Source organism: Annamia dubia NIES-4383, assembly GCF_055394725.1.
Map to the genome: position 1 here is coordinate 770412 of NZ_AP025630.1, position 25829 is coordinate 796240.

General features: G+C 33.0%; 22 protein-coding genes and 3 pseudogenes. 11 read left to right on the forward strand and 14 right to left on the reverse strand.

What is annotated here, in order from left to right:
• The first annotated feature begins 277 nt into the window (after positions 1-277).
• The gene (locus tag Anndu_RS03605) at positions 278-841 is read left to right on the forward strand and encodes a Uma2 family endonuclease (protein ID WP_464103057.1); all 564 of its coding nucleotides are present in this window, start codon (positions 278-280) and stop codon (positions 839-841) included.
• Between the two features lie 72 nt (positions 842-913).
• Here the strand turns inward: Anndu_RS03605 and Anndu_RS03610 are convergent, their stop codons facing one another.
• On the reverse strand, positions 914-1204 hold the full coding sequence (locus Anndu_RS03610; protein ID WP_464103058.1) for a hypothetical protein: 291 nt from the start codon (positions 1202-1204) through the stop codon (positions 914-916).
• Between the two features lie 177 nt (positions 1205-1381).
• Complete coding sequence (gene cimA / locus Anndu_RS03615) at positions 1382-3010, reverse strand: citramalate synthase (protein ID WP_464103059.1); 1629 nt, start codon at positions 3008-3010, stop codon at positions 1382-1384.
• Between the two features lie 243 nt (positions 3011-3253).
• On the opposite strand from cimA, the gene Anndu_RS03620 reads away from it, so the two are divergent.
• The 3 genes from Anndu_RS03620 to moeB all read left to right on the forward strand — a co-directional run bounded on the left by Anndu_RS03620 (position 3254) and on the right by moeB (position 7937).
• Positions 3254-6151, forward strand: a complete 2898-nt coding sequence (locus Anndu_RS03620) for a DEAD/DEAH box helicase (protein ID WP_464103060.1) — start codon at positions 3254-3256, stop codon at positions 6149-6151.
• 74 nt (positions 6152-6225) lie between these two features.
• Positions 6226-6702 carry a M67 family metallopeptidase gene (locus Anndu_RS03625; RefSeq protein WP_464103061.1) on the forward strand — a complete coding sequence of 159 codons (477 nt, stop codon included), beginning with the start codon at positions 6226-6228 and terminating at the stop codon, positions 6700-6702.
• Positions 6703-6764: 62 nt separating this feature from the next.
• Positions 6765-7937: a molybdopterin-synthase adenylyltransferase MoeB gene (gene moeB / locus Anndu_RS03630; protein WP_464103062.1), complete on the forward strand. Its 1173-nt coding sequence runs from the start codon at positions 6765-6767 to the stop codon at positions 7935-7937.
• Between the two features lie 102 nt (positions 7938-8039).
• On the opposite strand, the gene Anndu_RS03635 is transcribed toward moeB, so the two are convergent.
• On the reverse strand, positions 8040-8684 hold the full coding sequence (locus Anndu_RS03635; protein WP_464103063.1) for a Uma2 family endonuclease: 645 nt from the start codon (positions 8682-8684) through the stop codon (positions 8040-8042).
• 208 nt (positions 8685-8892) lie between these two features.
• On the opposite strand from Anndu_RS03635, the gene Anndu_RS03640 reads away from it, so the two are divergent.
• Positions 8893-9405 carry a hypothetical protein gene (locus Anndu_RS03640; RefSeq protein ID WP_464103064.1) on the forward strand — a complete coding sequence of 171 codons (513 nt, stop codon included), beginning with the start codon at positions 8893-8895 and terminating at the stop codon, positions 9403-9405.
• Between the two features lie 127 nt (positions 9406-9532).
• On the opposite strand, the gene Anndu_RS03645 is transcribed toward Anndu_RS03640, so the two are convergent.
• From Anndu_RS03645 to Anndu_RS03675, 7 genes and pseudogenes are all read right to left on the reverse strand, one after another.
• Positions 9533-9814 carry a WD40 repeat domain-containing protein gene (locus Anndu_RS03645; RefSeq protein ID WP_464103065.1) on the reverse strand — a complete coding sequence of 94 codons (282 nt, stop codon included), beginning with the start codon at positions 9812-9814 and terminating at the stop codon, positions 9533-9535.
• A gap of 6 nt (positions 9815-9820) precedes the next feature.
• Positions 9821-10270 (reverse strand): annotated as a pseudogene (locus Anndu_RS03650) (WD40 repeat domain-containing protein); the annotation flags it as partial.
• An 80-nt stretch (positions 10271-10350) separates the two neighbouring features.
• Positions 10351-11781: pseudogene (locus tag Anndu_RS03655) on the reverse strand (NF041680 family putative transposase).
• Positions 11782-11908: 127 nt separating this feature from the next.
• Positions 11909-12940, reverse strand: coding sequence for an AAA-like domain-containing protein (locus tag Anndu_RS03660; RefSeq protein ID WP_464103066.1), 1032 nt, complete (start codon positions 12938-12940; stop codon positions 11909-11911).
• A 42-nt stretch (positions 12941-12982) separates the two neighbouring features.
• On the reverse strand, positions 12983-14233 hold the full coding sequence (locus Anndu_RS03665; RefSeq protein WP_464103067.1) for a dihydroorotase: 1251 nt from the start codon (positions 14231-14233) through the stop codon (positions 12983-12985).
• 341 nt (positions 14234-14574) lie between these two features.
• The gene (locus tag Anndu_RS03670; RefSeq protein ID WP_464103068.1) at positions 14575-16239 is read right to left on the reverse strand and encodes a transglutaminase domain-containing protein; all 1665 of its coding nucleotides are present in this window, start codon (positions 16237-16239) and stop codon (positions 14575-14577) included.
• 176 nt (positions 16240-16415) lie between these two features.
• Positions 16416-16748, reverse strand: coding sequence for a hypothetical protein (locus Anndu_RS03675; RefSeq protein WP_464103069.1), 333 nt, complete (start codon positions 16746-16748; stop codon positions 16416-16418).
• Positions 16749-17122: 374 nt separating this feature from the next.
• On the opposite strand from Anndu_RS03675, the gene psaM reads away from it, so the two are divergent.
• From psaM to Anndu_RS03695, 4 genes are all read left to right on the forward strand, one after another.
• Positions 17123-17215 carry a photosystem I reaction center subunit XII gene (gene psaM / locus Anndu_RS03680; protein ID WP_464103070.1) on the forward strand — a complete coding sequence of 31 codons (93 nt, stop codon included), beginning with the start codon at positions 17123-17125 and terminating at the stop codon, positions 17213-17215.
• Positions 17216-17559: 344 nt separating this feature from the next.
• A complete protein-coding gene (locus Anndu_RS03685) occupies positions 17560-17946 on the forward strand; it encodes a slr1601 family putative cell division protein (RefSeq protein WP_464103071.1) in 387 nt (128 codons plus the stop codon).
• A 30-nt stretch (positions 17947-17976) separates the two neighbouring features.
• On the forward strand, positions 17977-18888 hold the full coding sequence (locus tag Anndu_RS03690; protein ID WP_464103072.1) for a CoB--CoM heterodisulfide reductase iron-sulfur subunit B family protein: 912 nt from the start codon (positions 17977-17979) through the stop codon (positions 18886-18888).
• A gap of 13 nt (positions 18889-18901) precedes the next feature.
• Positions 18902-19162, forward strand: coding sequence for a hypothetical protein (locus Anndu_RS03695; RefSeq protein ID WP_464103073.1), 261 nt, complete (start codon positions 18902-18904; stop codon positions 19160-19162).
• Between the two features lie 139 nt (positions 19163-19301).
• On the opposite strand, the gene Anndu_RS03700 is transcribed toward Anndu_RS03695, so the two are convergent.
• Positions 19302-19940 (reverse strand): DUF3386 domain-containing protein, encoded by a 639-nt coding sequence (locus tag Anndu_RS03700; protein WP_464103074.1) that lies wholly within the window; start codon positions 19938-19940, stop codon positions 19302-19304.
• Positions 19941-20094: 154 nt separating this feature from the next.
• Between Anndu_RS03700 and Anndu_RS03705 the strand changes: the two genes are divergently transcribed.
• The gene (locus Anndu_RS03705; protein ID WP_464103075.1) at positions 20095-20940 is read left to right on the forward strand and encodes an Rpn family recombination-promoting nuclease/putative transposase; all 846 of its coding nucleotides are present in this window, start codon (positions 20095-20097) and stop codon (positions 20938-20940) included.
• Positions 20941-21023: 83 nt separating this feature from the next.
• A complete protein-coding gene (gene gor / locus Anndu_RS03710) occupies positions 21024-22367 on the forward strand; it encodes a glutathione-disulfide reductase (protein WP_464103076.1) in 1344 nt (447 codons plus the stop codon).
• Between the two features lie 224 nt (positions 22368-22591).
• Here gor and Anndu_RS03715 read toward each other — a convergent pair whose 3' ends face one another.
• From Anndu_RS03715 to Anndu_RS03725, 3 genes and pseudogenes are all read right to left on the reverse strand, one after another.
• Complete coding sequence (locus Anndu_RS03715) at positions 22592-23731, reverse strand: hypothetical protein (protein WP_464103077.1); 1140 nt, start codon at positions 23729-23731, stop codon at positions 22592-22594.
• Between the two features lie 139 nt (positions 23732-23870).
• Positions 23871-25302 (reverse strand): annotated as a pseudogene (locus tag Anndu_RS03720) (NF041680 family putative transposase).
• Between the two features lie 122 nt (positions 25303-25424).
• Positions 25425-25772: a hypothetical protein gene (locus Anndu_RS03725; protein WP_464103078.1), complete on the reverse strand. Its 348-nt coding sequence runs from the start codon at positions 25770-25772 to the stop codon at positions 25425-25427.
• Positions 25773-25829 lie beyond the last annotated feature (57 nt).

Sequence of the window (25829 nt, forward strand, 5' to 3'; positions counted from 1 at the left end):
CAAAGGGTTAAAACCCTTTGCTAGATGAAACCGGCCTTCGCAGGTTTCATCTAGCCTGTGCAGACAGGCTTTGTTTTTCTAGCATAAGGCTTCAGCCTTAATGAAACATTATAAGTTGATATTTTGCTAAATATTTCTTTAATTCTTCATCCTAAAAACCTAGTTTTTAGATTAATTTTTTGAGAGTAATTTCTTCAAAAATAATTTGAAAAGAGCCAGAAATTTTAATTAATATGTTAAACTAAAAATTAAATATTACACTATCAAAATTAAGCTTATGGTAGTAACGATCGAAAAACCAAAAACTTTGACTTTGGAAGATTTCCTTAAACTTCCTGAAACTGAACCAGCATCAGAATTTATTAATGGAAAAATTACTCAAAAACCTATGCCTAAAGGAAAACATAGTATTTTACAAATTGAACTAGCATCCGCTATTAATCAACAAACTAAAAGCAAAAAGTTAGCTTATGCTTTACCTGAATTGCGTTGTAACTGTGGCGATCGCTCCATTGTACCAGATATTGCTGTGATTCGTTGGCAAAATTTACCAAGGGATAATGATGGTAAAATAGCTGATCAATTTGATCGTTATCCTGACTGGTCAATTGAGATTTTATCACCTGAACAAAATTATAGCAAAGTATTAGAAAAATTATTACATTGTTCCCGTCAAGGTATAGAATTAGGTTGGTTAATTAACCCCTCTGACGAAACAATTTTAACTATATTTTCTGATCAAAAAATTGAATTATATCAAGGTAATAGTATCTTACCTATTTTAACAGGAATTGAATTAGAATTAACACCAGAAATTATTTTTAATTGGTTAAATTTGTAGAATTATTAATAATTTGAAAATTCAAAAGTTAGGGATTTGTTAAATCCCCGACTTTTAGGTTATAATCATTAATTATTCTTCAGGTAAATCATCAATACCTGTTAAATATTGAAGTATCACTTCCATTTTACTATTCATTTGCGAAATTTGATGTTCAATGCGATCAAATCGAGTTTCAAAACCATTTAAACGCTTATTAATTACGTCAAATTGTTCATCTACATGATCTGATAAAACAGAAAATGCTTGACTAATTCTACCGTCAGGTTCAATATCCATTTCTAAAGTTTTAATGCGTTCCATCGCATTAAGCATTTGTCTTTTAAGTTGATTAATTTTTTTATTTTGTTCTAATTCGCTCATGGTATTTTAAAGATAATATTAAAATTGTACCTCAATTATAATTGTAATTTTTATTTCAATATTCACATAATTAGTTAAGTTTAATCAATATAAATAATTGTAGGGTGGGCAATACCTATTAATAACTTAAAAGAATTATCATTAATTTATTTTCGGCATTACCCACCTTACATTTAATTACAATTTAATTTCACAAGGAATTTTTTGATCAGCCTCAAATAATAACCCATATTCGATCGCTTCTACAATAGCTTCGTAGGAAGCCTCAATAATATTAGTAGAAACTCCTACCGTTGTCCACCGTTTAATTCCATCACTTGATTCGACTAATACCCTCGTTTTTGCTGAAGTTCCCTCTTTTTCATCTAAAATCCTCACTTTATAATCGGTTAAATGAAAATGCCCAATCTGAGGATAAAAATTAATTAAAGCCTTGCGTAAAGCCTGATCCAAGGCGGAAACCGGCCCATTTCCCTCCGCTACTTCTAACAAGTCTTGGCCGTTGACATTAACTTTAATCGTAGCTAAAGCGTTACTATAGGGCGTATTTACCCCCTTAAATAAATTACAATGTACCTGAAAACCTTTAACCGTAAACATTTCATGACGACAGCCTACGGATGATCTCATCAACAGTTCAAAACTAGCCTCCGCCGCCTCAAACTGATAGCCCTCATTTTCCAACTCTTTCAACTGTTCCAAAATGGTGCGACAAGTGGGATTATCCTTATTTAAGTCAATGCCAAAACTTTGCGCTTTTGATAGCACATTACTTAAGCCAGATTGATCCGAAATGACGATTTTCCTTTCATTGCCTATAATTTGGGGATCAATATGTTCGTAGGTGAGGGGATTTTTCTGTACTGCTGATACATGAATCCCACCTTTGTGAGCAAAAGCCGATCGCCCGATAAAAGGAGCATGATCATCCGGTGCTAAATTGGCAATTTCACTAATTAAACGGCTGATGGGGGTTAATTGTTGTAGTTGGGTGGCGCTCAAACAGTGGTATCCTAATTTTAGTTGTAAATTGGGGATAATCGTGCATAAATTCCCATTGCCACATCTTTCCCCATAGCCGTTGATCGTACCCTGTACCATCGTTACCCCTTCCATTACCGAGGCGATCGCATTGGCTACGGCTACCCCCCCATCATTATGAGGATGTATCCCTAATTTTACAGCATCATTACCCTTTAAATTAAGATTTAAACCTGTAATTACTTCTTGAATAATTTGACTAATTTCATGGGGTAGCGTTCCCCCGTTGGTATCACAAAAAACTAACCATTGCGCTCCCGCATTAATCGCCGCTTTAAGAGTTTTCAGAGCATAATCAGGATTGGCCTTATAACCATCAAACCAATGTTCCGCATCGTAGATCACCCGTTTACCGTGACTTCTCAAGTATTCAATGGTATCGCAGATCATGGCTAAATTTTCCTCAAGGGTAGTTTTTAAACCCGTTGTCACATGAAGATCCCATGACTTACCAAAAATTGTTACCCAGTTAGTTTGAGCCTCTAAAATTGCTTTTAAAAGGGGATCCGCTGAGGCTTTTTGATGGGGGCGGCGAGTCGAACAAAAAGCAACTATTTCTGCTTGTTGAAGAGGATATTCTTTAATTTTAGCGAAAAATTGTCCGTCTTTAGGATTAGCTCCCGGCCAGCCCCCTTCAATAAAAGGTACACCCATTTGATCCAATAAATGAGTAATTTTCAATTTATCATCTAAAGATAAAGATAAACCTTCTCTTTGAGCGCCATCTCTTAAGGTAGTATCATAAATAATAATTTGTTTTTCCATAATTGTTATTAATTATTTGTTCTTAGTTATTCGTTATTCGTTATTAGTTATTGGTTATTCTGTAATTTTTATGGTTGATCATTCATCGTTCATTATTCATTTTTACCATTTATTACTTACTAAGTATATACCATTTTTTTTGACTAAAAACAAATAACCAATCATAAATAACCAAGAACCAATGACAAAAATATTTAATTATGCTATAATCAAACTCTCATCAATAAATGAAAGTAACTCTGGGTGAAAAAATTAACAAAGTCGGTGAAACCTAATTTAGATTTAAAACAACTCTTTCCTTTTGCATTAGATGATTTTCAGCTACAAGCGATCGAAGCATTGGATCAGGAGCAGTCGGTGGTAGTCTGTGCGCCAACGGGATCGGGAAAAACGCTCATTGGTGAATATGCGATCTATCGGGCTTTAGCCCAAGGCCGCAGACTTTTCTATACAACACCCCTCAAAGCCCTTTCCAATCAGAAGTTTAGAGACTTTCAAGAAAAGTTTTCTACGGGTTTATATCAAGGTACAGTAGGATTAATTACCGGAGATATAGTAATCAATCCTAGCGCTTCTATTATCGTTATGACCACCGAAATTTTCCGAAATATGTTATACGAAACTACCATTGGTGAAGTAGGAACTTCGGTGGAAAATGTGGCAACCGTAATATTAGATGAATGTCATTATATTAGTGATGGAAAAAGGGGAACTGTTTGGGAAGAAGCGATTATTTACTGTCCTCCTTCAATCCAGTTAGTCGCCCTTTCAGCTACTATTGGTAATGCGCAAGAATTTACAGATTGGATCAATCAAACTAGAAAAGCCGCCCAGAAAAATTGCGATTTTCCCATTCAAAATTGTCAGTTAATTAATTCCGATCATCGCCCCGTTCCCTTAGAATTTTATTTCAGTAATAAAAAAGGTTTATATCCCCTTTTAAATAATAAGAAAAATGCCATCAATTCTAATTTAAAATCAAAAACTAATAAAAATCCCCCCAAAAAACGGGGCGATCGCTTTACCAAATGGGCAGATTACCCCAGTTTACCCCAAATTGTGAGTCAACTTCAAGAAGCTAAAATGCTTCCGGCTATTTACGTTATTTTCAGTCGCAAAGGCTGCGATCAAGCCGTTGATCAGGTGCGCCGCATGAATTTAGTCACATCAGAGGAAGAAGCACAATTACAATTAATATTGTTAAAATTTTTATTAGAAAATAACCCTGATTTACAAGAAAATTTACTTAATTTTGTGGCTAATTATCCCCAATGTCAAGAAAAATTAAGAAACTTTTTTGCTCAAAATAAAAATTCCGATTATGAATTAGCAGAGTTTTTATACCGTTTTCCTGAAATAAAATCAGATTTATTTAGTTATTTAGATGGTAACGCTCAAGGGGTGAGAAATGGTCATTTAGAACCATTAACAAGGGGGATCGCCGCCCATCATGCGGGGATTTTACCCGCATGGAAAGAATTAGTAGAAAGATTATTTGAAGCAGGTTTAATTAAGGTGGTTTTTGCTACGGCTACCCTTGCGGCCGGAATTAATATGCCCGCACGCACAACGGTTATTTCTGCTCTGAAAAAACGCAGTGATGACGGCCATCGAATGTTAACGGTGGCGGAATTTTTACAGATCGCTGGCCGTGCCGGAAGACGGGGCTTAGATCAAGTTGGTTATGTGGTGACAGTGGATACACCCTACGAAGGGGCAAAAGAGGCCGCTTTTTTAGCAACTAAAGAAACTGAGCCTCTGAAAAGTTACTTTACTCCTTCTTATGGAATGGTTTTAAATCTGTTACAAAAACATGGTTTATCTGAGGCTAAAGAGTTATTAGAGAGAAGTTTTGCTGAATATTTAGCGCAATTAAGATTAATTCCCGAACAGGAAGCAATTACAGAATTAATGAAGGAATTAGCCCAATTAGATATAGAATTGGCAGAAATTGATGAAAAACATTTTCAAAGTTATGAAAAATTAAATGAAAGTTTGAAGGAAGAAAAACGCTTATTAAAAATCTTAAAACAACAAAGTGAAGAAACAATTAAAAAAGAAATTGCTCCCTTTTTATTTGAAGTTCCCATCGGACAAATTTTGCATTTAAAAGGTAAACATTTAAAAGTAGCCGAGCCTGTGAGGGCGGTATTAGTTGATAAAATTAAAGGCTCAGGAAAAGCCGATGATTTTTTATGTTTGGGGGAAGATCGTTATTGGTATTTAATAACTCATGGCGATGTGGCTAATCTTAATTTAGCTCAATTAGAAGCCACAGAATTGAAAGATTTACCCTTACCTAATTTAGAAATAATGAGATTAGGTAAAAATAAAAAAATTGAAGCAGAATTTAAGCCAATTTGTGAACAAATTAAATTAAAATCAATCAAAATTGAACCCCCTTTTGAGATTATTGAACAACAAACAAAAGTCGATATTATACAGGAAAAAATTAAAAATCACCCCTTAACAAAATGGAAAAATACTAGCCATTTGATTAAACGTCATAAACACCGTTTAGAGTTAAAGAAAAATCTTTATCGCAGTCAAAGATTATTACAACAACATAAAACTCATGGGTCATATTATTGGCAAGATTTTCTCAATTTAATTAAAGTTTTAAGGGAATTTCAAGCATTAGATGAATATACCCCCACTCCTTTAGGAGAAGCGGCGGCAACTATCAGGGGAGAAAATGAATTATGGTTAGGTTTAATCCTCTTGTCAGGCTCTTTAGACGACTTACCTCCCCATCATTTAGCAGGGGCGATCAGTGCGTTTATTACTGAACCTTTACGCTCTGATATTTGGACAAATTATCAAGTTTCTCCCACTGTTTGGGAGGTGGTTCAACCTTTACAAAAAATTAGAAAACAACTGTTTAAAACTCAGTTAAATAATGAAGTAGAAATGTTAGTATTATTAGAGTTAGAATTTGTTGGTTTAGTGGAACAATGGGCTTTAGGTGTGGACTGGTTTGAATTATGTCAAAATACTAATTTAGATGAGGGTGATATTGTCAGAATTTTGCGCCGAACTATTGATGTTTTATGGCAAATTCCCCAAGTTCCTAAAATCTCCCCCGTCTTAGCTGAAAATGCCAAAACAGCTATTAAAATGTTAAAAAGATTTCCTATTTAATCGTGAAAACACCCCGTTACTAAAAGGTTTAAGTAAATTTTTAAATCAAAAAACTATCTAATAATTAACAAGTGATGATTATTTTTAAAGAAGTACAAATTAAACAAATTTATGATCATGCTTTAACAATTTATCCTGAAGAATGTTGTGGTATTTTATTTGGAAAAATAGATAATCAACCGCAGGAAAAAATAGTAATAAAAATTTGGGAAACAGAAAATAATTGGGGTAATGATCCAGAAACTTTTAACTTATTTTCCCACAATAATCAGCCAAATCTTAGTAAAAAAAATCGCTTTTCGATCGCTCCAAAAATTTTATTTAAAGCTCAAAAATACGCAAGAGATCAAGAATTTGCTATCATAGGATTTTATCACTCCCATCCTGATTATCTTGCTATTCCTTCAGAATTTGATCGCTCGATCGCTTGGCCAAACTATTCTTATCTAATAGTCAGTCTAGCACGGCAACAAATTAAGGAAGTAAAATCTTGGAGTCTGGATGAAACTGATCAATTTCAACAGGAAAAAATGTTAATTTTACCTGTTTGAGATTAAAATATTCTGATTATTTAAAGATTCATTCAAATTGAATCAAATTACCTTAAATCATTATGTTAAATCCTAATTTAGAGGAAATAAATCTAAGTAAAGACGACTACGCCCGTTATGCTCGTCATATCATCTTGCCAGAAGTGGGCGTAGAAGGGCAGAAAAAACTCAAGGCCGCTAGTGTGCTTTGTATTGGTACAGGTGGACTAGGATCCCCTTTGCTTTTATATTTGGCGGCGGCTGGGATCGGCCGCATTGGTATCGTTGACTTTGATGTGGTGGATCATTCTAACTTACAACGTCAAATTATTCACGGCACTTCTTGGGTAGGTAAGCCTAAAATTGAGTCGGCCAAAGATCGTATTTTAGAAATTAATCCTTTTTGTGAGGTTGATCTCTATAATACCCAAATCTCCTCGGAAAATGCTCTTGATATTATCCGTCCTTATGATGTGGTAATTGATGGAACAGATAATTTTCCTACCCGTTACCTCACAAATGATGCTTGTGTCCTCTTAAATAAGCCTAATGTTTATGGGTCTATTTTCCGTTTTGAAGGACAAGCAACGGTGTTTAATTATGAAGGTGGGCCTAACTACCGAGATCTTTATCCCGAACCACCACCGCCGGGGATGGTGCCTTCCTGTGCAGAAGGAGGGGTTTTAGGGGTACTTCCGGGGATTATTGGCACAATTCAAGCCACTGAAACCATTAAAATTATCTTAGGTGCGCCTAATACCCTCAGTGGGCGTTTATTGCTCTATAATGCTTGGGATATGAAGTTTAGAGAGTTAAAATTACGCCCCAATCCTGAGCGTCCGGTAATTGAAAAATTAATTGATTATCAGGAGTTTTGTGGCATTCCCCAAGCTAAAGCCCAAGAAGCCAAGGAACAGCAAGAATTGCCCGAAATCACCGTTACTGAGTTAAAAGAGTTAATGGATAGTGATCAGGTAGATTTCCTCTTAATTGATGTGCGTAATCCCAATGAACACGATATTGCGAGGATTGAAGGTGCGGTATTAGTACCTTTACCCGATATTGAAAATGGTGATGGCATCGAAAAAATTAGGGATTTATTGCAAGGTCGTCAATTAATTGCCCATTGTAAAATGGGTGGTAGATCCGCCAAAGCCTTACAAATTCTTAAACAAGCGGGTATTGAGGGAACGAATGTTAAAGGCGGTATTACTGCTTGGAGTAAAGAAGTGGATCCAAATGTGACTCAATATTAATTAATATTAATTAATTTAAAAATCGGGGATTTTAATTGATTTTAGGAAAAAAATTAGTAAAAAAAATCTCCGATTTTTGATTGATTAATTAATCAATACTAATTAAATTTCATCGGGATTAATTCCCAATTCTTTTAATTTTTCAGCTAAACGTAAAGCTTTTTCTTCTGCTAGTTGTTTTTGCCGATCTAACTCCACAAAACTAACAAATTTTTCCCCATTAGGGCGATAAATTTCTAATTCATCTTCCCCTAAAATAAATTTGATTTTTAAGCGGGGGCTGATCCATTGATCAATATTTTCAATTACTTTTAAATCTTGACTTTGATCTTGACGAATCCAACCGCTAAAATCTCTTTTATCTGGATCATAAAGATAATATTCTTCTACCCCATAATGGTTATAAAATTGCCATTTTTTCGCCATTTCTGTTAGGGTATTTCCGGGGGATAATATTTCAAAAACTACATGGGGAGCAATATTATTTTCTCTCCATTGTAGATAGGATCCTCTCTCACCTTTAGGGCGATCAAATGCTACTAAAATATCCGGTGCTACTCTAATTTTATTATTTCCCTCTACCGGATACCAAAGTAAATCTCCCGCTACAAAAACATTAGGATTATCTTTAAAAATTGCGTCAATTCCACCTTGAATTGTGACAATCCAGCGATATTGTAAAGTATTATCAGCCATCGGTTGTCCATCACTTTCTGGATAAATTATCGGTTTAATTTGTGTGACCATAAGCTTTATTTTTTTGCTTTAATTACTTGATTATAACAATAAAAAATAGGTTGTGTGTAATTATTTTTTTGACAAAATAATCTCTGTTTTTTTGTCAATCATTAATAATCAATCATAAAACTAACCGTTAACTTTTTTTGCTACTATTCAATTAAGAATGTAAAATATTTATGATTATTATTGTTAAATCATAACTTATACCTAAATCATGATCAATTTAAAAAAATTTTTAACTTTTAGCTCGATCGCTCTTTATCCTGCTTTTAACCTATTCTGTTTTAATTCCCCTGTAAAAGCAGAATGGAATGATTTTACCCTCTGTTCAATTCGCTTACAAAAAACAGGTATTGACCCCCAAAAATCCGCTAATGCTTGTGGGGAAAGTCTCGATCCCGATGAGTTATCCCTTTGTGTAGCTAGAATTAATTATGTTACCCAACTTTCAGGTAATGAGGCTTTAGAGGGCTGTTTGCGTTCCCGTAGACCCCTAGAATTGGCTCAGTGTGCCGGAGATATTCACCGAGAAACTAACGGCGATCGCCAAACCCAAAATTTACAACCTAATCTGATTTTAGATTATTGTCGCCGTAGTTTACTGCCCTTAACTTTTAGTCAATGTGTAACGGGCTTAAGTAATAGTAATTATTATGCTCAAGAAAGAGAGGTATTCCCAGTATCTATTGAAAATGCGATGCAAAATTGTCTTGAGGCTAGACCTTAAGTGAAAATTTTTTTCTGATTAAGAAAAAAGGAGTTTGGTTGATCAGGGGAGTCGAACCATAAACCTAATTAACTAATTATCAATTGTCAATATTATTAATTGTCAATTGATAATTGTCAATTGATAATTATTTATTACATAAGTACCTATTTTGTGACTCCAATTCTAAATTATTTTGTAAATAATCTTTAACCAATTCACAAGCATAATCTAATTCATTTAACTTTAAAACTTTTTCTAAATTCCAAATAATAATTGATTGATCATCACCCGAAGAAGCTAACCATTTTCCATCAGGACTAAAGGCCACACTTCTAACAGCACCATTATGGCCATTTAATGTTTTTAATAATTTCCCTTTTCGATTCCAAATTTTAATCGTGCGATCCCAACTTGCGGTTGCAATCATTTCACTATCAGGACTAATTGATAGCTCATCAACTATGCCTTGATGTCCGATTAAATTAACAATTTGATCGTTATTTAAAAACCAAAGTTTAGCCGTATGATCCTCACTACAGGTAGCAATAAAAGTCCCATCAGAACTGAAATCTAAACCCCAGCTCCAAATTTTATATCCATGATTAGTAAAACTTTTTAATAATTTCCCATCAACTTGCCATAATAAAATAGCGGGTTGTGAAGAAATAGTGGCAATTAATTTACTATCAGGACTAAATATTACCGAGTCTGGCGTATATTTTTTATGATCTAAAGTGTGAACTAAACTTAAATTTTGATCCCAAATTTTTACCGTATAATCGTTACTTGCCGTAGCAATAAATTTACCATTGGGACTAAAAACGCTTTTATAAATTATTGGACTTTGGACAAAAAGAAATTGGTAGAGGTTAAAATAGAAGATAAAAAAATAGACAAAGTAAAACTAACCTAAAATAATTTTAGGGGAAAAAAGATTAATTAACAGTCGTTTCTAACAGCAATTTAGCTATTTTGTTGACATTTTTGATTCTTTTTTATAACCTGATAACGTGGTCTTTTCACTTGTATTTCACCTTTTTCCGTCCAGAAGAATAACCACGGGGTTTGGGAAAATTAGAATTGATCTCAATGGTGCTAATAATTCTATAAAAGTCTCTCTGAACCAGCACTGGGGTAATCTTACTCTCACGAAAATTAGGCAAATATTTCTCCCAAGGGCGGGGTAAGCAAACAGCTAAATTCCTTGCATTCCACAATTGAATATAAGCAATTAAAATTAGGTTCATCCAGTTTTCTTCATAACTTGTATGAGAGGTTAAATAGTCGTTCATTAATAATCTTTGTTTGCCAAATCGAAAAAGTGTTCCAAGTCAAAACGTTGACGATAAGATTGATAAATTTCAAGCAAAGTTAATTCGTTACGGCGTTTACCAATGGCAATTAACCACATTGGTTTCCAAATAGAATTACCTTCTTGATCAGTAACAGTAATTTCCAATAATGTAAAGGGATAATCATGCAATTTATGTTCCTTTGTTCCCTTCATTAACATATTATTCCAACCCTTAATTTTGACATTTAATAATTTACCACGTTTCGTAGTAAAATTAGTTTGAATTAAATCATCAGGGGGATGCCAAGAAGTTGAATCTTTTAAATCAAATTTATCACCATACCAACGTGGATGTCCACTTTTTAACTCAGAAGAATCTTTGACAAAAGGACGAAAAAAAACACGATTACTTTTAACTCTGGTGACAACAAGTCGATCTTGATTAAGAACTTGTTTGCCAATAAAATCTTTTTGACTATAAAGACAATCTACGACAATAACTGATAGAATTATCTTAAATAATAATGAATCTGTCAAAACTTTATTAATCTGTTTATGAGCAACAGAAACATCTTTTTCATCGCTTTTTACTCGTTGAACTGATAAAGGAATTGTCCAAGAAGCATCACAATTAGATATTTTTTCAGGTAAGTAAAAAGCCAAGAATAAGCATGACCAATATTGATGGGTTTATTGCCTTTAATACTGTTAGGTTGATGAATAAACGTTTTATCAGATACAGTAGGAGAAAACTGGCGTGAATTAGGGGTTACATCAATGCCAAATAGATGAAACTTTCGCTGATTATTTTGAGGAATACTCTCTAAAATAATCTTAGATATTTCGGCTTTATTTGTGATTTGTGATTTCTTTTTTCCCGCTTTATTAAAATCAGCAATTGCTCGATAAATACTTTGGTATTTATGTTTAAATAGAGGATTTAAACTTAATTCCACGACTGTTTTAGCATCTTGATTACTACTAAGAGCATCGAGTAAATTCATCAAGGCATCTTTTCTTAAACCAAGACTTTGATATAATCGTTGACGACCTTGAATAAATTGTTCAACTTCTTGGTAATTTTTATTTTTGATTTTCATATTATTTTGAATAATAAACTATCTATTTATTCTAATCTATAGAACAAACTTGTTGAGAAAGAAAGTTTATTATTTGACATTATGCTATTAGACAATATTCAATTTCTCTTAATATAAATATCTTATTTTAATTTTTTCGGTCTGATGTGAGCTTCATTAAATCTAATTTTTTGTCCAAAGTCCAATCCCTAGTATTATCATATTTAATACTGCCTTTTTCTAAAATATTTTGATAAATTTCTAATAATTTTCCGGCTTTTACTTCATTACGGTAAATTCGATCTCGAATTGTTTTTAAATGTTCCGGTTCGTCATGGAATTGCCATTTATCAATAATGTTTGTTCTGATCAAATTTTCAATATAAAAAGCCTCATTAATTGGTGAAACGATTAAATTATCTTGGATATTTTCCACTAATAATTTACAAATTTTTTGGGTTAAAAATGGTTGTCCATTTGTCCATTTTAAAATTTCTTGAATTAATTTTTCCCTATTTTTTAAATTTATACCTTGAGTTAAAGGTTCAATTTCTTGGAAAGTAAAACCTTCTAATTCTATGGGTTTACCAATATTAAAAGGAGTTCTTTTTTTATCTTGAATTAGATCGCTAGGAGTAGCCACCCCAAAAATAGCAAAAGTAATTTTATTATATTCAGAGTCAATACTTCTTTGATTATAACAAAAACGAATAAAAGCAAAAAAATCATTAATAGAAAAAGGTAAAGATAAAATACTATCTATTTCATCTATGAAAATAATTATTTTTTCTTGTTTAAATTGGGTAAATAAAATAGTAGTAATAAATAAATGTAATAGTTGAATTGGTGATAAATTTTCCTGATCTTGAAACCACTGTTTTAAATTAACTTTAGTTAATAAATTAAAACTTCTCCACAATTGAGTAATAATGCCTTTATACCATTGAGAAGGAGTAATATTTTCACTACCTAAACTGGTAATATCAACAGAAGCACATTTAAAACCTTCAGTTTCTAAGTGATGTTTTGTTTTAACTAATAAAGAAGATTTACCAATTTGACGGCAATTTAAAACATAACAAAAATCACCTTTTTTTAAGGATTCATATAACTGATGATCGGCTTTTCTTTCAACATAACAGGGAGCATTATACTCTAAACTACCGCCTACTTTATACATAGTTTTTGTTACTTATTATTAATTTCAAAAAGTAATATATTACTAATAATTTAATGGTATAACTTTTCCCTTAATTTCTTGATTTAACCAATAGGTATTATGGGAAATTGATTGTAAATTTTCTTGATTGACTAGCCAAGTTTTTTGGGGATCAAATAACACTAATTCGGCTTTTTCTCCTATTCTAATTCTAGGAGGTTTTTGTTGTAATAAAATAGCCGGATTATAACTCATTTTTTGCCATAATTCTAAAGGCGAAAATTCACCAGTTTCGACTAATTTTGACCATAATAAAGGTAAAATTAATTCTAGCCCGATCGCGCCACAAGGGGCTTCCCCAAAAGCCACCGTTTTTTCTTCGTAGGTATAAGGGGTATGATCAACGGCGATCGCATCTATTACCCCTGTTTTTAGCCCTTCCTTTAAAGCCTCCTGATCCCAAGGATTACCTAAAGGGGGATTTAAGCGTAAATTAGGATTATAATTAATCAAATCCTCAGTATTTAAAATTAAGTGCATCCATGAAACACTGGCGGTAATGGGTAAATTTTGGGCTTTAGCTTGTGAAAGTAATTCTACTCCTTTTTTTGTAGAAAGATTCATCAAATGAACGGGGGTAGAAAACTCTTTGACTAACTCACAAATAGTATTAATGGCAATAGTCTCACAAAACTCAGGAACACTCGGAAGACCAAAACGCAAAGAAGTCGCCCCTTCCCTCATGACTCCATTGCCCTGAAAAGCTGGATCAATAGGCTTAAGCATCACAGGCTTATTTAAAGGTTGGACATATTCTAAAACCCGTCTCAACATGGGTAAATTTTTAAGGCCAGTATGATCGGTAAAGCCGATCACACCGGCCTCTGCCAATTCCACTAATTCAACCATTTTTTCTGATTTACCTCCTAAACTTATATTTCCCCAAAAGGAAAGTTTAGGAAGTTCAGGAGCTTTATTGCTTAATAAACTCACTTGAGCCGGATGATCTATATTAGGTAAGGTATCGGGTAAAATGGTTAAACGGGTATAACCTCCGGCGATCGCCGCCTGTGCTAGACTATTAAGAGTTTCCCGCTCCTCATGGCCGGTTTCGCCACTATGACTATAAAGATCAACTAAACCAGTACCTAAAATTAACCCATTACCATCTATAATTTTCAGGTTATAATCGGATAAATTTAATTGAGGTGAAAAATCTTTAATTTTGCCATCACTTAAACACAGATCAATAACTTGATCAATGTGATGGGAAGGATCAATTAATCTTACTTTTTTTATTAAAATATCAGTCATTTTTTATAGTCAAGGAATAGGGTATAGGGAATAGTTAAATCTAATTAAATCTAAATATTGTAGAGTGGGCAATGTCTAAAATAAGCTAAAAGTATTACCATAAATTTATTTTGGGGATTGCCCACCTTAGATTTAATTATAAATAGCTAAGTCGGGAATTTTTGATATAATGATCTTATCAAATTTTAAGCTTGTTTTTGACGTTAAAATATTAAAACTTTAAAAAAAATTAATCAATTTTAATATTAATTTAGTTCAATTTATTGAACGAGTTTTGTTAGCAATGAAATTAATTTCATTGCGAGTTAATTATTCACAGCTACCCGTTAAAGTATTAAAATTTAAACAGGTTCAAGTTCTGATAAAATTCTAAACCGAACATGATTAATTGCTAATGAACCGATCGAGACTTGTTCTTTGGGAATGGGTTTGCCCTCACTACTTAAAGTTTCAAAAGCGATGCCCTTACCCATTTCAGCATGATACCACGCTAAACCCATAAAAAACCTTGTGGGATAGGGGCCACCCTCCATAATATCATCAGGATTAGATTCCATCGGCAACCAACCGAAGCCCGGCACATAAAACTCCATCCACACATGATTAAAGTCTGGGATCAACTCCTCCTCTCTGGAATGGGGGTGAGCGGGGCATTTATAACGGCCAACGGTGCGGGAGGGAATTTCATTTAAACGGGAAAGGGCTAATAATACTCCTAAATATTCACCACAGGATCCCACCCCCCTTTTCAGAGCTATATCCGGTGTATCAATGGTAGGTTTAATCCCGTAGGAGAGGCGATCGTAAACATAATTGCGAATACTATACATTTTTCGTAAAATATTCGTTTCACGGCCTGGTGCATCTAAGGCCGCCCTCATAATAATATCGGTATTCATAGCTAAATTATCATTATCCATGAGGTAATGAACTTTAAATAATTCATCCATAACCGGATCATTTGATGGTAAAGTCTCACAATCTTTAGGGGTTAATTGATATTTAATTCCCCAAACTTCTAAAATTGCTTTCCAGCCGAACACATGGCGATCTTTTGAAGTAAGATGATCAAACTTAAAGACGGCAACTCTTTGCCCGTTTTGTATTTCTTCCGTAAAGGGTAGCCCGATCGCCTGAATATCTCTGATTTTTTGACGTTGAGTTTGAGCAGGTAAAGCGATGCGCCATTCTAAATTATTCAATGCCACTTGATCAAGGGGGGAAAGTTCCTCTATATAAGACATTTCGATTAAATAACCATTAGAAAGGGCATATCTTTCCTGCTCATAATAATGAAAATAAAGGGGATGAATAAAGGTGCGATCTCGGTATTGAATCTCATGATTTGGCTCAATATTCGGATTATCTCTAATATAAGGGTCAATATTAGCATAAGCTATATATAAAACCTCTTTTCCCGTTGCTGGATCCGTATAAAAACTTAAGCCAGAAGGGTTAGGAAAGGGGGTTAAAACACTGAAAACTTTATCTCCGGTGGCACGATCTAAACAATATACCGTTTGTTCAAGGGTATCACATACCCATAATTGCTCATCCCTAACGGTCAAATTTTCAATACCGATGCCGGGGGCATAAAAATGGGTAATTTCTCTTTGGGTATCCTTATTAAAAATATAAATATAGCCTCTACGATGACAACTCACATAAACTGTAGACTGATAAACGGCGATCCCGTTAGCGTTATCTGATAAACGGGTAAATAGTTGAGGGGTAAAATTTTCTGCTTTTAGATCACAATAATAAACACTCTCATCGGTGGTAAACCATAAAATCTCATCAGCGATCGCCAAACCCGTTGCTCCGATAAACTCTGACCATGATTGACTATTAATAATTTTAGTCTGATCGGTGAGGGGATCAATTTGCAATAAATAACCATTGATCGCATCGATCGCATAAAGCAGATTGTTATGAAAAGCGATGCCATGAATGGCACAGGCGGCAAAAGGGCGGATTGTTCTAAATGTTGCTGTCTTGGAAGTCATCGGTAATAATGTATAGATCTAAATTTTTAAATTAATAACCTTAGCAGTTCACATCAAACAAATCTGCTTAAATGTTACAGATCCTAATGGAAATTTGAATTGTTAAATTTTGCCCTCACCCCTTATCCCCCCTCGCCTCTTGGGAGAAGGGGTTAGGGGGTGAGGGCTAGTTTAATTTAATCAAGATAGCCCATTAAAATAGCACTATCATCAATATCATTAGAAGCCACAGGGCGATTACCGATCACAGTGCAAGTTTCACTAATTTGGAGATGACTTACGGCGATGGGACGATTACCTGATAGAGTAATTGTACTACTGACCTTCATGTCACTAGCTAAAATGGGACGATTAAAGCCAAAAGTGCTTAAAACCACCAGATTACTAGCCTCGATCGGACGATTGCCAAACAGATTAGCTAATTTAATGGTTGTAGTTTTTTGCCCCCCACTCGGCACAGATAAAGCCATAACTTCTGATTTGGGTTCGGTGGTAGTTTCTTCGCTCATGTTAAATTTACTCCTAATCTTATAAAAATCTAGTTAATGAAACTAGAACTTTGATTTTATTTTGATATTTAAACATTCATCTTATCTGATCTTAGGACTGATCTTCAGAAAATATCTAAAAGTCGGCGATCGTCTAGCCTCACCCAAGGCGATCACCTGTATGTTATAGAATTAATAGAATAATTAAGTAAAATAAAGTAACAAATTTTCTAAATGATATTAATATTTATAGTTTAAAAAATGGCAATTCTACCAAGTAATATTTTTGTATTAGTTAAAACAAATTTTAAATCTTGTAACAATTTATGTCATAAAATGTCATAATATTGCATTCTTAAAGAATAAAACTTTTTTTAATTCAGGAGTTAACACCAATGTTAAGTAACGGTCAAGTTATCGTAGCGTTATTACTTGCTTTAGTACCTGCTGTTTTGGCTTTACGCTTAGGCACAGAACTTTATAAGTAGATCATTTTTACTCTCTCAATTTTTGATTAAAAGAGTATTTTTGTTTTACTTTAATTGGGCTTTTTGACTTAATCGGTCAATTTAGCCCCGTTTTTTTTGGTTGAAATAAAAACAAGGTGCTATAATTAACTTGCCATTGATCAGAGCAACTACAAAAAAGATGAAAAAATACAGATAAATTTAAAATTTTGTTGTAAATTATCTTTAGTTATCTAAATGTTTGGACTAGAAAATTTGTATTAATAATTTTTTTTAGAATGACAATTTAGATTAATAATTGATGATTAAATTTTTATCAATTAGACTTCAATCTTTTATCTTCTAATGAATTATATGATAATCTTATGAATGCACTGCAAAAAAGTTTAGAAACCCCTACTGATCAAAGAAAACCAAAACGGCGAAAACGAACTCAGCCAAGGCCTCAGCGTTACTCTAATGGAGTTGTTGCCATAGAATTAACGATTAAAATTGTGGTTAATATTTTGTTATCTGCCTCGGCTTTGATTACTTTAGTTAAATTGTTACCTTATCAATTTTCTCAACAAACAAAGTTAAAGGAAATTAATATTGAAGTGGAAGAAACTGAGCAAAGAGTTAATCAACTTAGGGAAAATTTTAGACGTAATTTTGATCCCCGCCAAAGTAAAAAAGTGATGCAAGAACAGAATCCCCGTGTTGATCCTCAACAAAGAAGGATTATTTTTCTTGAATCTCCTACCCAAAATTAACCTTTAATTGACTTTTAACTATCATTAATTATGTTATCTCAACCTCTCAAATATGCTTATTTTCCGGGCTGTGTGGCTCAAGGTGCGGCCAGAGAACTTTATCAGTCTACTGAGGCTTTAACCAAGGCTTTAGGAATTGAATTAATTGAACTGAAAAAGGCTTCCTGTTGTGGTTCGGGTACTTTTAAAGAGGATTCACAGCTTTTAGAGGATACTGTCAATGCTCGAAATATTGCTTTAGCTGAGTCTTTAAATTTACCGCTTTTAACCCACTGTAGTACTTGTCAAGGGGTGATCGGTCATGTTGATGAAAGATTAAAAGAAGCGAAACTTAACGACTCTTTATACTTAGAAAAAGTAAATAATTTCTTGAAAAAAGAGAATTGTTCACCTTATCAAGGGACAACGGAAGTAAAACATTTATTATGGGCGTTAGTGGCCGATTACGGTTTAGAAAATTTGCGCCAAAGGGTAACAAAACCCTTAAAAGGTTTGAAATGTGGGGCTTTTTATGGTTGTTATTTATTGAGAGGGCAGAAAAATTTATCTTTTGATGATCCTTTTGCCCCCACTTCGATGGAGAATGTTTTTAGTGCGATCGGGGCAACTCCGGTGGAATATGAGGGCAGAATTAAATGTTGTGGTTGGCCTATTTCCAGTTATGCCACGAAAGAGGCTTTTTTGATGGCCGGAAATAATCTTAAAAGTGCGATCGCCGCAGGGGTTGACTGTTTAGTAACCCCCTGCCCATTATGTCATTTAAACTTAGATTCTCGTCAACCGGAAATAGAGAAAATATTGGGTGAAAAATTAAATTTACCTGTGTTACATTTGCCTCAATTAATATCATTAGCATTAGGAATTAAACCAGAAGCATTAGGTTTAGATCGTCATGTTGTTGCGACTAAATCTGTGTTAGATAAAATCGGAATAAATAATTAACAAATAACAAATTATGGCTAAATTTAATCCTTATACTTTACAAATGCAGATCACGAGAATGTTTGAAAGTGGTCAATCTTTTTTTGCGATTGAAAAAGTTAATGACTGGCTGAGGGAAAGAAAAGAAGATCCTAAAGATTATGAAATAATTTTCCATCGTCAATCACCTATTCCTGAGACTAATTTAAGTTTTAATATTTATATAGAATTAAAGCGCAAAGATGGGACAGAAGTTGATTCTTGGCTACAACAAGAAATTAATCGTTATCAATAAAAAGCTTTAAAAATTAGGCTAAAAAACTCAACTAAATTTAGTAGGGTGGGCAATATGTTTAAATTTTTGATGACTATTTATTTCCTCAATAATTTAGATTGACCACCCCATATTTAGTAAAGTTTAATAAGTTATCAAACTACATTAATTCAAAATTAGAAAATTCAAAAATTGTGGTAATATTTTCTTGATTTTGATCAATAGATTCAATTTTTTGCACCGAAGGTAAATAATAATTACCAATTTTTGTATAACCTTCTTGAAATTTTCTTTCCCCTTTTACTTCTTGAGTTTTAGCATCAAGAAAAACCGCATCATAAGTAATAGGAACATAGCCTTCTTCTGTCTCAAAAATTGAATGAGTATTAATATAAAAAGCCATTGCACCCATCACTCGATAAACTTGACAAATTTCTTTTTCTCTAACCTTATATTTTGATCCCATTGCATTACCAGAAACTAGAATTTCAATCGCTCCAGTTTCATCTTTTTCTCCGAAAGAAAAGCTATTTTTCCCATGGGTTTTTTCAAAAGAATTTCTTTGACGATGGGTAACAATATCTTTTAATTGATATGTGACACTTTCGGTAATTTTTTCATCATCAATACCCGTTACTTCTGTGGAAAAATCAGCCTTAACTTTAATTTTTCCGGTGTAAATTTCCTCCCCTTGAGTTAATTTTAAATCGGCGGTATATCCGGGAAAATTCTCATCCCAAGTATAACGATTTTCGTAAGCTATACGAAAAAGATCTTGTGCTGTTTGAGTATAAGTCATAAAAGTAAAATTTTGCAAAAATTAATTATTAATATCTATGATATAATAGAATTATAAAATTGATCAAGTTAACTGGCGATCAAACAATCAACAATAATTTATGTTATCATAAATTAATCAAAATTAATGAGCAAATTAGTTGTAGGTCAATCAGATGCGATTTATCAGCCCAAAAACAGATTTTGCTTTTAAAAAAATCTTTGGTTCACCTGATAGCAAAGATATTTTAATTAGTTTTCTCAATGCTTTAATTTATAATGGTGAATCAACAATTGAGGATTTAGAAATACTTGATCCCTATCAAATACCTCAAGTGATTGGTTTAAAAGACACCTATCTTGATGTTAAAGCAAAATTAAAAGATGGCTCTTTAGTCATTATTGAAATGCAGGTTTTAAATGTAGAATCTTTTGGCAAAAGAGTGTTATATAATGCCTCTAAAGCTTACTCTTTACAATTAGATGCGGGTCAAGGTTATTGGGCATTAAAACCTGTAATTGCTTTAACAATTACGGATTTTATCATGTTTCCTGAAACGGAAAAATTTATTAACCATTTTGCTTTTAAAGAGTTGGAAGCAAATTTCATTTATCCTGAAAATCATTTAGATTTAATCTTTGTTGAATTGCCTAAATTTAAGGCAACAATTGAGCAAATTAAATCCTTAACAGATAAGTGGATTTACTTTATGAAAAATGCTGATCATATCGAAATAATCCCTGAAAATATGGATGAAATTCCTGAATTTCATAAAGCTTTTAATATTGCCAGTCGTGCTAATTTAAGCAGAGAAGAATTAGAAGATTTGCAAAAAAGAGAATTATTTATTCTCGATCAACAAGCATTTATGATCAAATCAAAAAAAGAAGGTTTAGCTGAAGGCAAAGAAGAAAAAGCAAAAGAAATTGCTCGTCAATTATTAGGAATTTTAGATGAGCAAACTATTAGTAATACTACGGGTTTATCTCTTGAAGAAATCCGTTCTTTATCTTCTCTTTAAAATTATTACTATTAATTTTCAGCTAAAAATTTGCTAAGATTAAAATTAACTAAAAAAAATTTATTAATTAATTAGGATTAAACATGAGTTACGATTTTGATTTATTTGTGATCGGTGCGGGATCAGGTGGTATTGCCACGGCCAGAAGGGCTGCGGAATACGGCGCTAAAGTTGGTATTGCTGAGTTTAGCAGTTTAGGAGGAACTTGTGTTAATCGAGGTTGTATTCCTAAAAAATTAATGGTTTATGCCTCACATTTTCCTGAATTATTCCGAGAAGCGGTGGGTTATGGTTGGAGTGAGGTTCAAAGCACTCTTGACTGGTCAAAAATGATTACCGCCGTTAATAATGAAGTTAAACGGTTAAATGGCATCTATGAAAGGATGCTAAGTAATTCTAAGGTTGAAGTTTTCCAAGGTTTTGCCAGTTTTGTAGATACTCACACGGTGAAAGTGGGAGAAACCTCTGTTACCGCCGATAAAATTTTAATTGCTGTGGGTGGTGAGCCTACTAAACCTTCTATTCCCGGAATTGAACACGCTTTAATCTCCGATCAAATGTTTGAATTGCCTGAACAGCCTAAGCAAGTAGTGATTTTGGGTAGCGGTTTTATCGCCTGTGAATTTGCCTGTATTATGAGGGGTTTAGGCTCTGAAGTGACTCAAATTTTCCGAGCCGATCATATTTTAAGGGGTTTTGATGAAGATTTAAGGTTAACAGTTGAAGAAGGCATGGAAAAACATCATATTAAACTCTTAAAAGGTCATCAACCCACAGCGATCGAAAAAACGGCAGAAGGCTTTAAAATTAGCTTAGATGGGGCTGAAGATGTGGTGATGGCTGATGCTGTGGCCTTAGCGGCCTTAGGGCGCAAACCTAAGCTAAACGGCTTAAATTTAGAGGCGGTAGGGGTAAAAGTGGAAAAAGGTGTGGTGGTAGTGGATCAGCACAGTCGCACCTCGGTGGAAAATATTTACGCTGTGGGTGATTGCACCGATCGCATCAATTTAACTCCCGTGGCCATTAATGAGGGTCGAGCGTTTGCAGATACTGAGTTTGGCAATAAACCCCGTATAATGAGCCATGAGAATGTTCCCAGTGCTGTCTTCACCAATCCTGAAGCGGCTACAGTGGGCTTAACGGAAGCTCAAGCAAGAGAAAAATACGGAGATCAAATTAAAATTTATCGTACTAAATTCCGTCCGATGTACTACGTTTTACCTGAAAAAGAAAATAAAACTATGATGAAATTAGTAGTACATTCTGAAACAGATCAGGTATTAGGGGCGCACATGGTGGGGGATCACGCCGCCGAAATTATCCAAGGGGTAGCGATCGCAGTGAAAATGGGAGCGAAAAAAGCCGATTTTGATGCTACAGTGGGCATCCATCCCAGTGCGGCCGAGGAATTTGTCACCATGAGATAATAAGAATATATAAGTTTGTACCTTGGGCAAATAATTAATTTTTAATCATTATTTTTATAATTAAAAATACTAAATTTGCCCACTTTAATATTTTTAATGATAAAGCTATTCTTGTTATAATAGGGTTGTCCAATTTTATTGATAAATTTCAAGGAAAAAATTTCATTAATATTTGATTTATTTTTTGTTAGATTAATTGTTGTTATCCTTAAAACTCCTTAATCTTAATCAATCCACTCAACAAAATCAGAACATTGATCAGCAACTTCTTTTAAAATTAAAGCATATTCTGATTGAGGATTTTCAAGTGTAATAACTAAAGTATCAATTGCTCTTGTTAAAGGAATCATTGTCCATAAAAAAGCATTTTTTCTTCTTTCTTTTTCCTCTAATTTTTGTTTTTCTTCTTTACTATATAAACCTAATGTTAATTGATCATTATCTGATGGCATAAGCAAAGGGTTATATTTTGGATCACATTTATGTTCAAAAAATTGATCCATACAAAGACAAACTGTTGTCCAACCTTCTAAACCTCGACATGAATCATATTGTACAACTCTATGTTCATCAATACGTTTTGGGTAATCATCTCTCGTATTTTCATTTGTACCATCCCATAATTGAATACCCCATTTAGACCATTTTTCTCTTAATTTAAAGTATCTTTTCTCTTTAATTTCTTGATTTGTATAGGGATAGTATTCTCTATAAACTAAACTTGGAGGCGCTAAAAATAACATTTCATAAGCTTGATTTCCATCTTTTTTACATTCTTTAAATATTTGATGATAAAATTCTTGATTATATTTTGACATAGGTAAAATAATAACTCTACCCCCCAATAACTGTCCTTCTGATTTAATATCCCATTTTAGTTTTATTTGATCGGCATATTTTTTTACAAAATTACATAAGTTAGGTTCTTGTCTTAACGATCTTTTTTCTGAAATAATAGGTTGATGATGATCAGTATTTTTTGTCCAGTGAAGTTTTTTCTGACTTCTAATAAGTTGATCAACTCCATCCGCAATAATAAATTGTTTTGGATCAAAAATAGTAAATAAAATTTCTTTTTCATCTTCGGGAAAATCCTGACCTTCATCAATTAATATGGTATCCCAAACTACTTCATGATGACGACTTTTCATCAAATCTTGAATATCTGATTTAGTAATTAATTCATTTTTAATATAATTAATTAACTCTGTCTTAAATTCACCATATTTATCAAGAAAATCATCCTTATTTCTATCGTTAAGAATACCAAAACCAATCATTAAAACACGAATAAATTTATGTATAGTTCTAATATTGATTGCTTTTTTCCCTATACCTGTTTCAACTTGAGCTAATGCAACCATTCTTCTTAAATCATTGGACTTTGGACAAAAAGAAATTGGTAGAGGTTAAAATAGAAGATAAAAAAATAGACAAAGTAAAACTAACCTAAAATAATTTTAGGGGAAAAAAGATTAATTAACAGTCGTTTCTAACAGCAATTTAGCTATTTTGTTGACATTTTTGATTCTTTTTTATAACCTGATAACGTGGTCTTTTCACTTGTATTTCACCTTTTTTCCGTCCAGAAGAATAACCACGGGGTTTGGGAAAATTAGAATTGATCTCAATGGTGCTAATAATTCTATAAAAGTCTCTCTGAACAGCACTGGGGTAATCTTACTCTCACGAAAATTAGGCAAATATTTCTCCCAAGGGCGGGGTAAGCAAACAGCTAAATTCCTTGCATTCCACAATTGAATATAAGCAATTAAAATTAGGTTCATCCAGTTTTCTTCATAACTTGTATGAGAGGTTAAATAGTCGTTCATTAATAATCTTTGTTTGCCAAATCGAAAAAAGTGTTCCAAGTCAAAACGTTGACGATAAGATTGATAAATTTCAAGCAAAGTTAATTCGTTACGGCGTTTACCAATGGCAATTAACCACATTGGTTTCCAAATAGAATTACCTTCTTGATCAGTAACAGTAATTTCCAATAATGTAAAGGGATAATCATGCAATTTATGTTCCTTTGTTCCCTTCATTAACATATTATTCCAACCCTTAATTTTGACATTTAATAATTTACCACGTTTCGTAGTAAAATTAGTTTGAATTAAATCATCAGGGGGATGCCAAGAAGTTGAATCTTTTAAATCAAATTTATCACCATACCAACGTGGATGTCCACTTTTTAACTCAGAAGAATCTTTGACAAAAGGACGAAAAAAAACACGATTACTTTTAACTCTGGTGACAACAAGTCGATCTTGATTAAGAACTTGTTTGCCAATAAAATCTTTTTGACTATAAAGACAATCTACGACAATAACTGATAGAATTATCTTAAATAATAATGAATCTGTCAAAACTTTATTAATCTGTTTATGAGCAACAGAAACATCTTTTTCATCGCTTTTTACTCGTTGAACTGATAAAGGAATTGTCCAAGAAGCATCACAATTAGATATTTTTTCAGGTAAGTAAAAAGCCAAGAATAAGCATGACCAATATTGATGGGTTTATTGCCTTTAATACTGTTAGGTTGATGAATAAACGTTTTATCAGATACAGTAGGAGAAAACTGGCGTGAATTAGGGGTTACATCAATGCCAAATAGATGAAACTTTCGCTGATTATTTTGAGGAATACTCTCTAAAATAATCTTAGATATTTCGGCTTTATTTGTGATTTGTGATTTCTTTTTTCCCGCTTTATTAAAATCAGCAATTGCTCGATAAATACTTTGGTATTTATGTTTAAATAGAGGATTTAAACTTAATTCCACGACTGTTTTAGCATCTTGATTACTACTAAGAGCATCGAGTAAATTCATCAAGGCATCTTTTCTTAAACCAAGACTTTGATATAATCGTTGACGACCTTGAATAAATTGTTCAACTTCTTGGTAATTTTTATTTTTGATTTTCATATTATTTTGAATAATAAACTATCTATTTATTCTAATCTATAGAACAAACTTGTTGAGAAAGAAAGTTTATTATTTGACATTATGCTATTAGACAATATTCAATTTCTCTTAATATAAATATCTTATTTTAATTTTTTCGGTCTGATGTGAGCTTCATTAAATCTAATTTTTTGTCCAAAGTCCAAAATATTATAATCATTGTAATTATCTGCTGTTTTCCATTTATTATTTTGATCTTTTATTTTTACTTTAGTTTTAATGTTTCTAAATACATTATCCAAAATTCCAATTACAACAATATCTATATCTTTAACTTCTTGACCATAACAATAAACACTAGGAAGAATGATAATTCTTCCATTTTCTATAGGTTTAAAATCTCTTTCAAACATTTCTTTGAGATATTCAGCACCTTTATATTCTGGGCTATTTTTCTTATCTTCAGTAGCAATAATTTCAATCTTTATCATTGTTCTAACTATCTAAAAAATTTGATTAATAAAAAAGGATGGGTATGACACTCCCTT

What these genes read in the sequence shown, in the direction of transcription:
- Anndu_RS03605 (WP_464103057.1), top strand. Translation starts at nt 278, where the DNA reads ATGGTAGTAACGATCGAAAAACCAAAAACTTTGACTTTGGAAGATTTC.
- Anndu_RS03610 (WP_464103058.1), bottom strand. Translation starts at nt 1,204, where the DNA reads ATGAGCGAATTAGAACAAAATAAAAAAATTAATCAACTTAAAAGACAA.
- cimA (WP_464103059.1), bottom strand. Translation starts at nt 3,010, where the DNA reads ATGGAAAAACAAATTATTATTTATGATACTACCTTAAGAGATGGCGCT.
- Anndu_RS03625 (WP_464103061.1), top strand. Translation starts at nt 6,226, where the DNA reads ATGATTATTTTTAAAGAAGTACAAATTAAACAAATTTATGATCATGCT.
- moeB (WP_464103062.1), top strand. Translation starts at nt 6,765, where the DNA reads ATGTTAAATCCTAATTTAGAGGAAATAAATCTAAGTAAAGACGACTAC.
- Anndu_RS03635 (WP_464103063.1), bottom strand. Translation starts at nt 8,684, where the DNA reads ATGGTCACACAAATTAAACCGATAATTTATCCAGAAAGTGATGGACAA.
- Anndu_RS03640 (WP_464103064.1), top strand. Translation starts at nt 8,893, where the DNA reads ATGATCAATTTAAAAAAATTTTTAACTTTTAGCTCGATCGCTCTTTAT.
- Anndu_RS03645 (WP_464103065.1), bottom strand. Translation starts at nt 9,814, where the DNA reads ATGATTGCAACCGCAAGTTGGGATCGCACGATTAAAATTTGGAATCGA.
- Anndu_RS03660 (WP_464103066.1), bottom strand. Translation starts at nt 12,940, where the DNA reads ATGTATAAAGTAGGCGGTAGTTTAGAGTATAATGCTCCCTGTTATGTT.
- Anndu_RS03665 (WP_464103067.1), bottom strand. Translation starts at nt 14,233, where the DNA reads ATGACTGATATTTTAATAAAAAAAGTAAGATTAATTGATCCTTCCCAT.
- Anndu_RS03670 (WP_464103068.1), bottom strand. Translation starts at nt 16,239, where the DNA reads ATGACTTCCAAGACAGCAACATTTAGAACAATCCGCCCTTTTGCCGCC.
- Anndu_RS03675 (WP_464103069.1), bottom strand. Translation starts at nt 16,748, where the DNA reads ATGAGCGAAGAAACTACCACCGAACCCAAATCAGAAGTTATGGCTTTA.
- psaM (WP_464103070.1), top strand. Translation starts at nt 17,123, where the DNA reads ATGTTAAGTAACGGTCAAGTTATCGTAGCGTTATTACTTGCTTTAGTA.
- Anndu_RS03685 (WP_464103071.1), top strand. Translation starts at nt 17,560, where the DNA reads ATGAATGCACTGCAAAAAAGTTTAGAAACCCCTACTGATCAAAGAAAA.
- Anndu_RS03690 (WP_464103072.1), top strand. Translation starts at nt 17,977, where the DNA reads ATGTTATCTCAACCTCTCAAATATGCTTATTTTCCGGGCTGTGTGGCT.
- Anndu_RS03695 (WP_464103073.1), top strand. Translation starts at nt 18,902, where the DNA reads ATGGCTAAATTTAATCCTTATACTTTACAAATGCAGATCACGAGAATG.
- Anndu_RS03700 (WP_464103074.1), bottom strand. Translation starts at nt 19,940, where the DNA reads ATGACTTATACTCAAACAGCACAAGATCTTTTTCGTATAGCTTACGAA.
- Anndu_RS03705 (WP_464103075.1), top strand. Translation starts at nt 20,095, where the DNA reads ATGCGATTTATCAGCCCAAAAACAGATTTTGCTTTTAAAAAAATCTTT.
- gor (WP_464103076.1), top strand. Translation starts at nt 21,024, where the DNA reads ATGAGTTACGATTTTGATTTATTTGTGATCGGTGCGGGATCAGGTGGT.
- Anndu_RS03715 (WP_464103077.1), bottom strand. Translation starts at nt 23,731, where the DNA reads ATGGTTGCATTAGCTCAAGTTGAAACAGGTATAGGGAAAAAAGCAATC.
- Anndu_RS03725 (WP_464103078.1), bottom strand. Translation starts at nt 25,772, where the DNA reads ATGATAAAGATTGAAATTATTGCTACTGAAGATAAGAAAAATAGCCCA.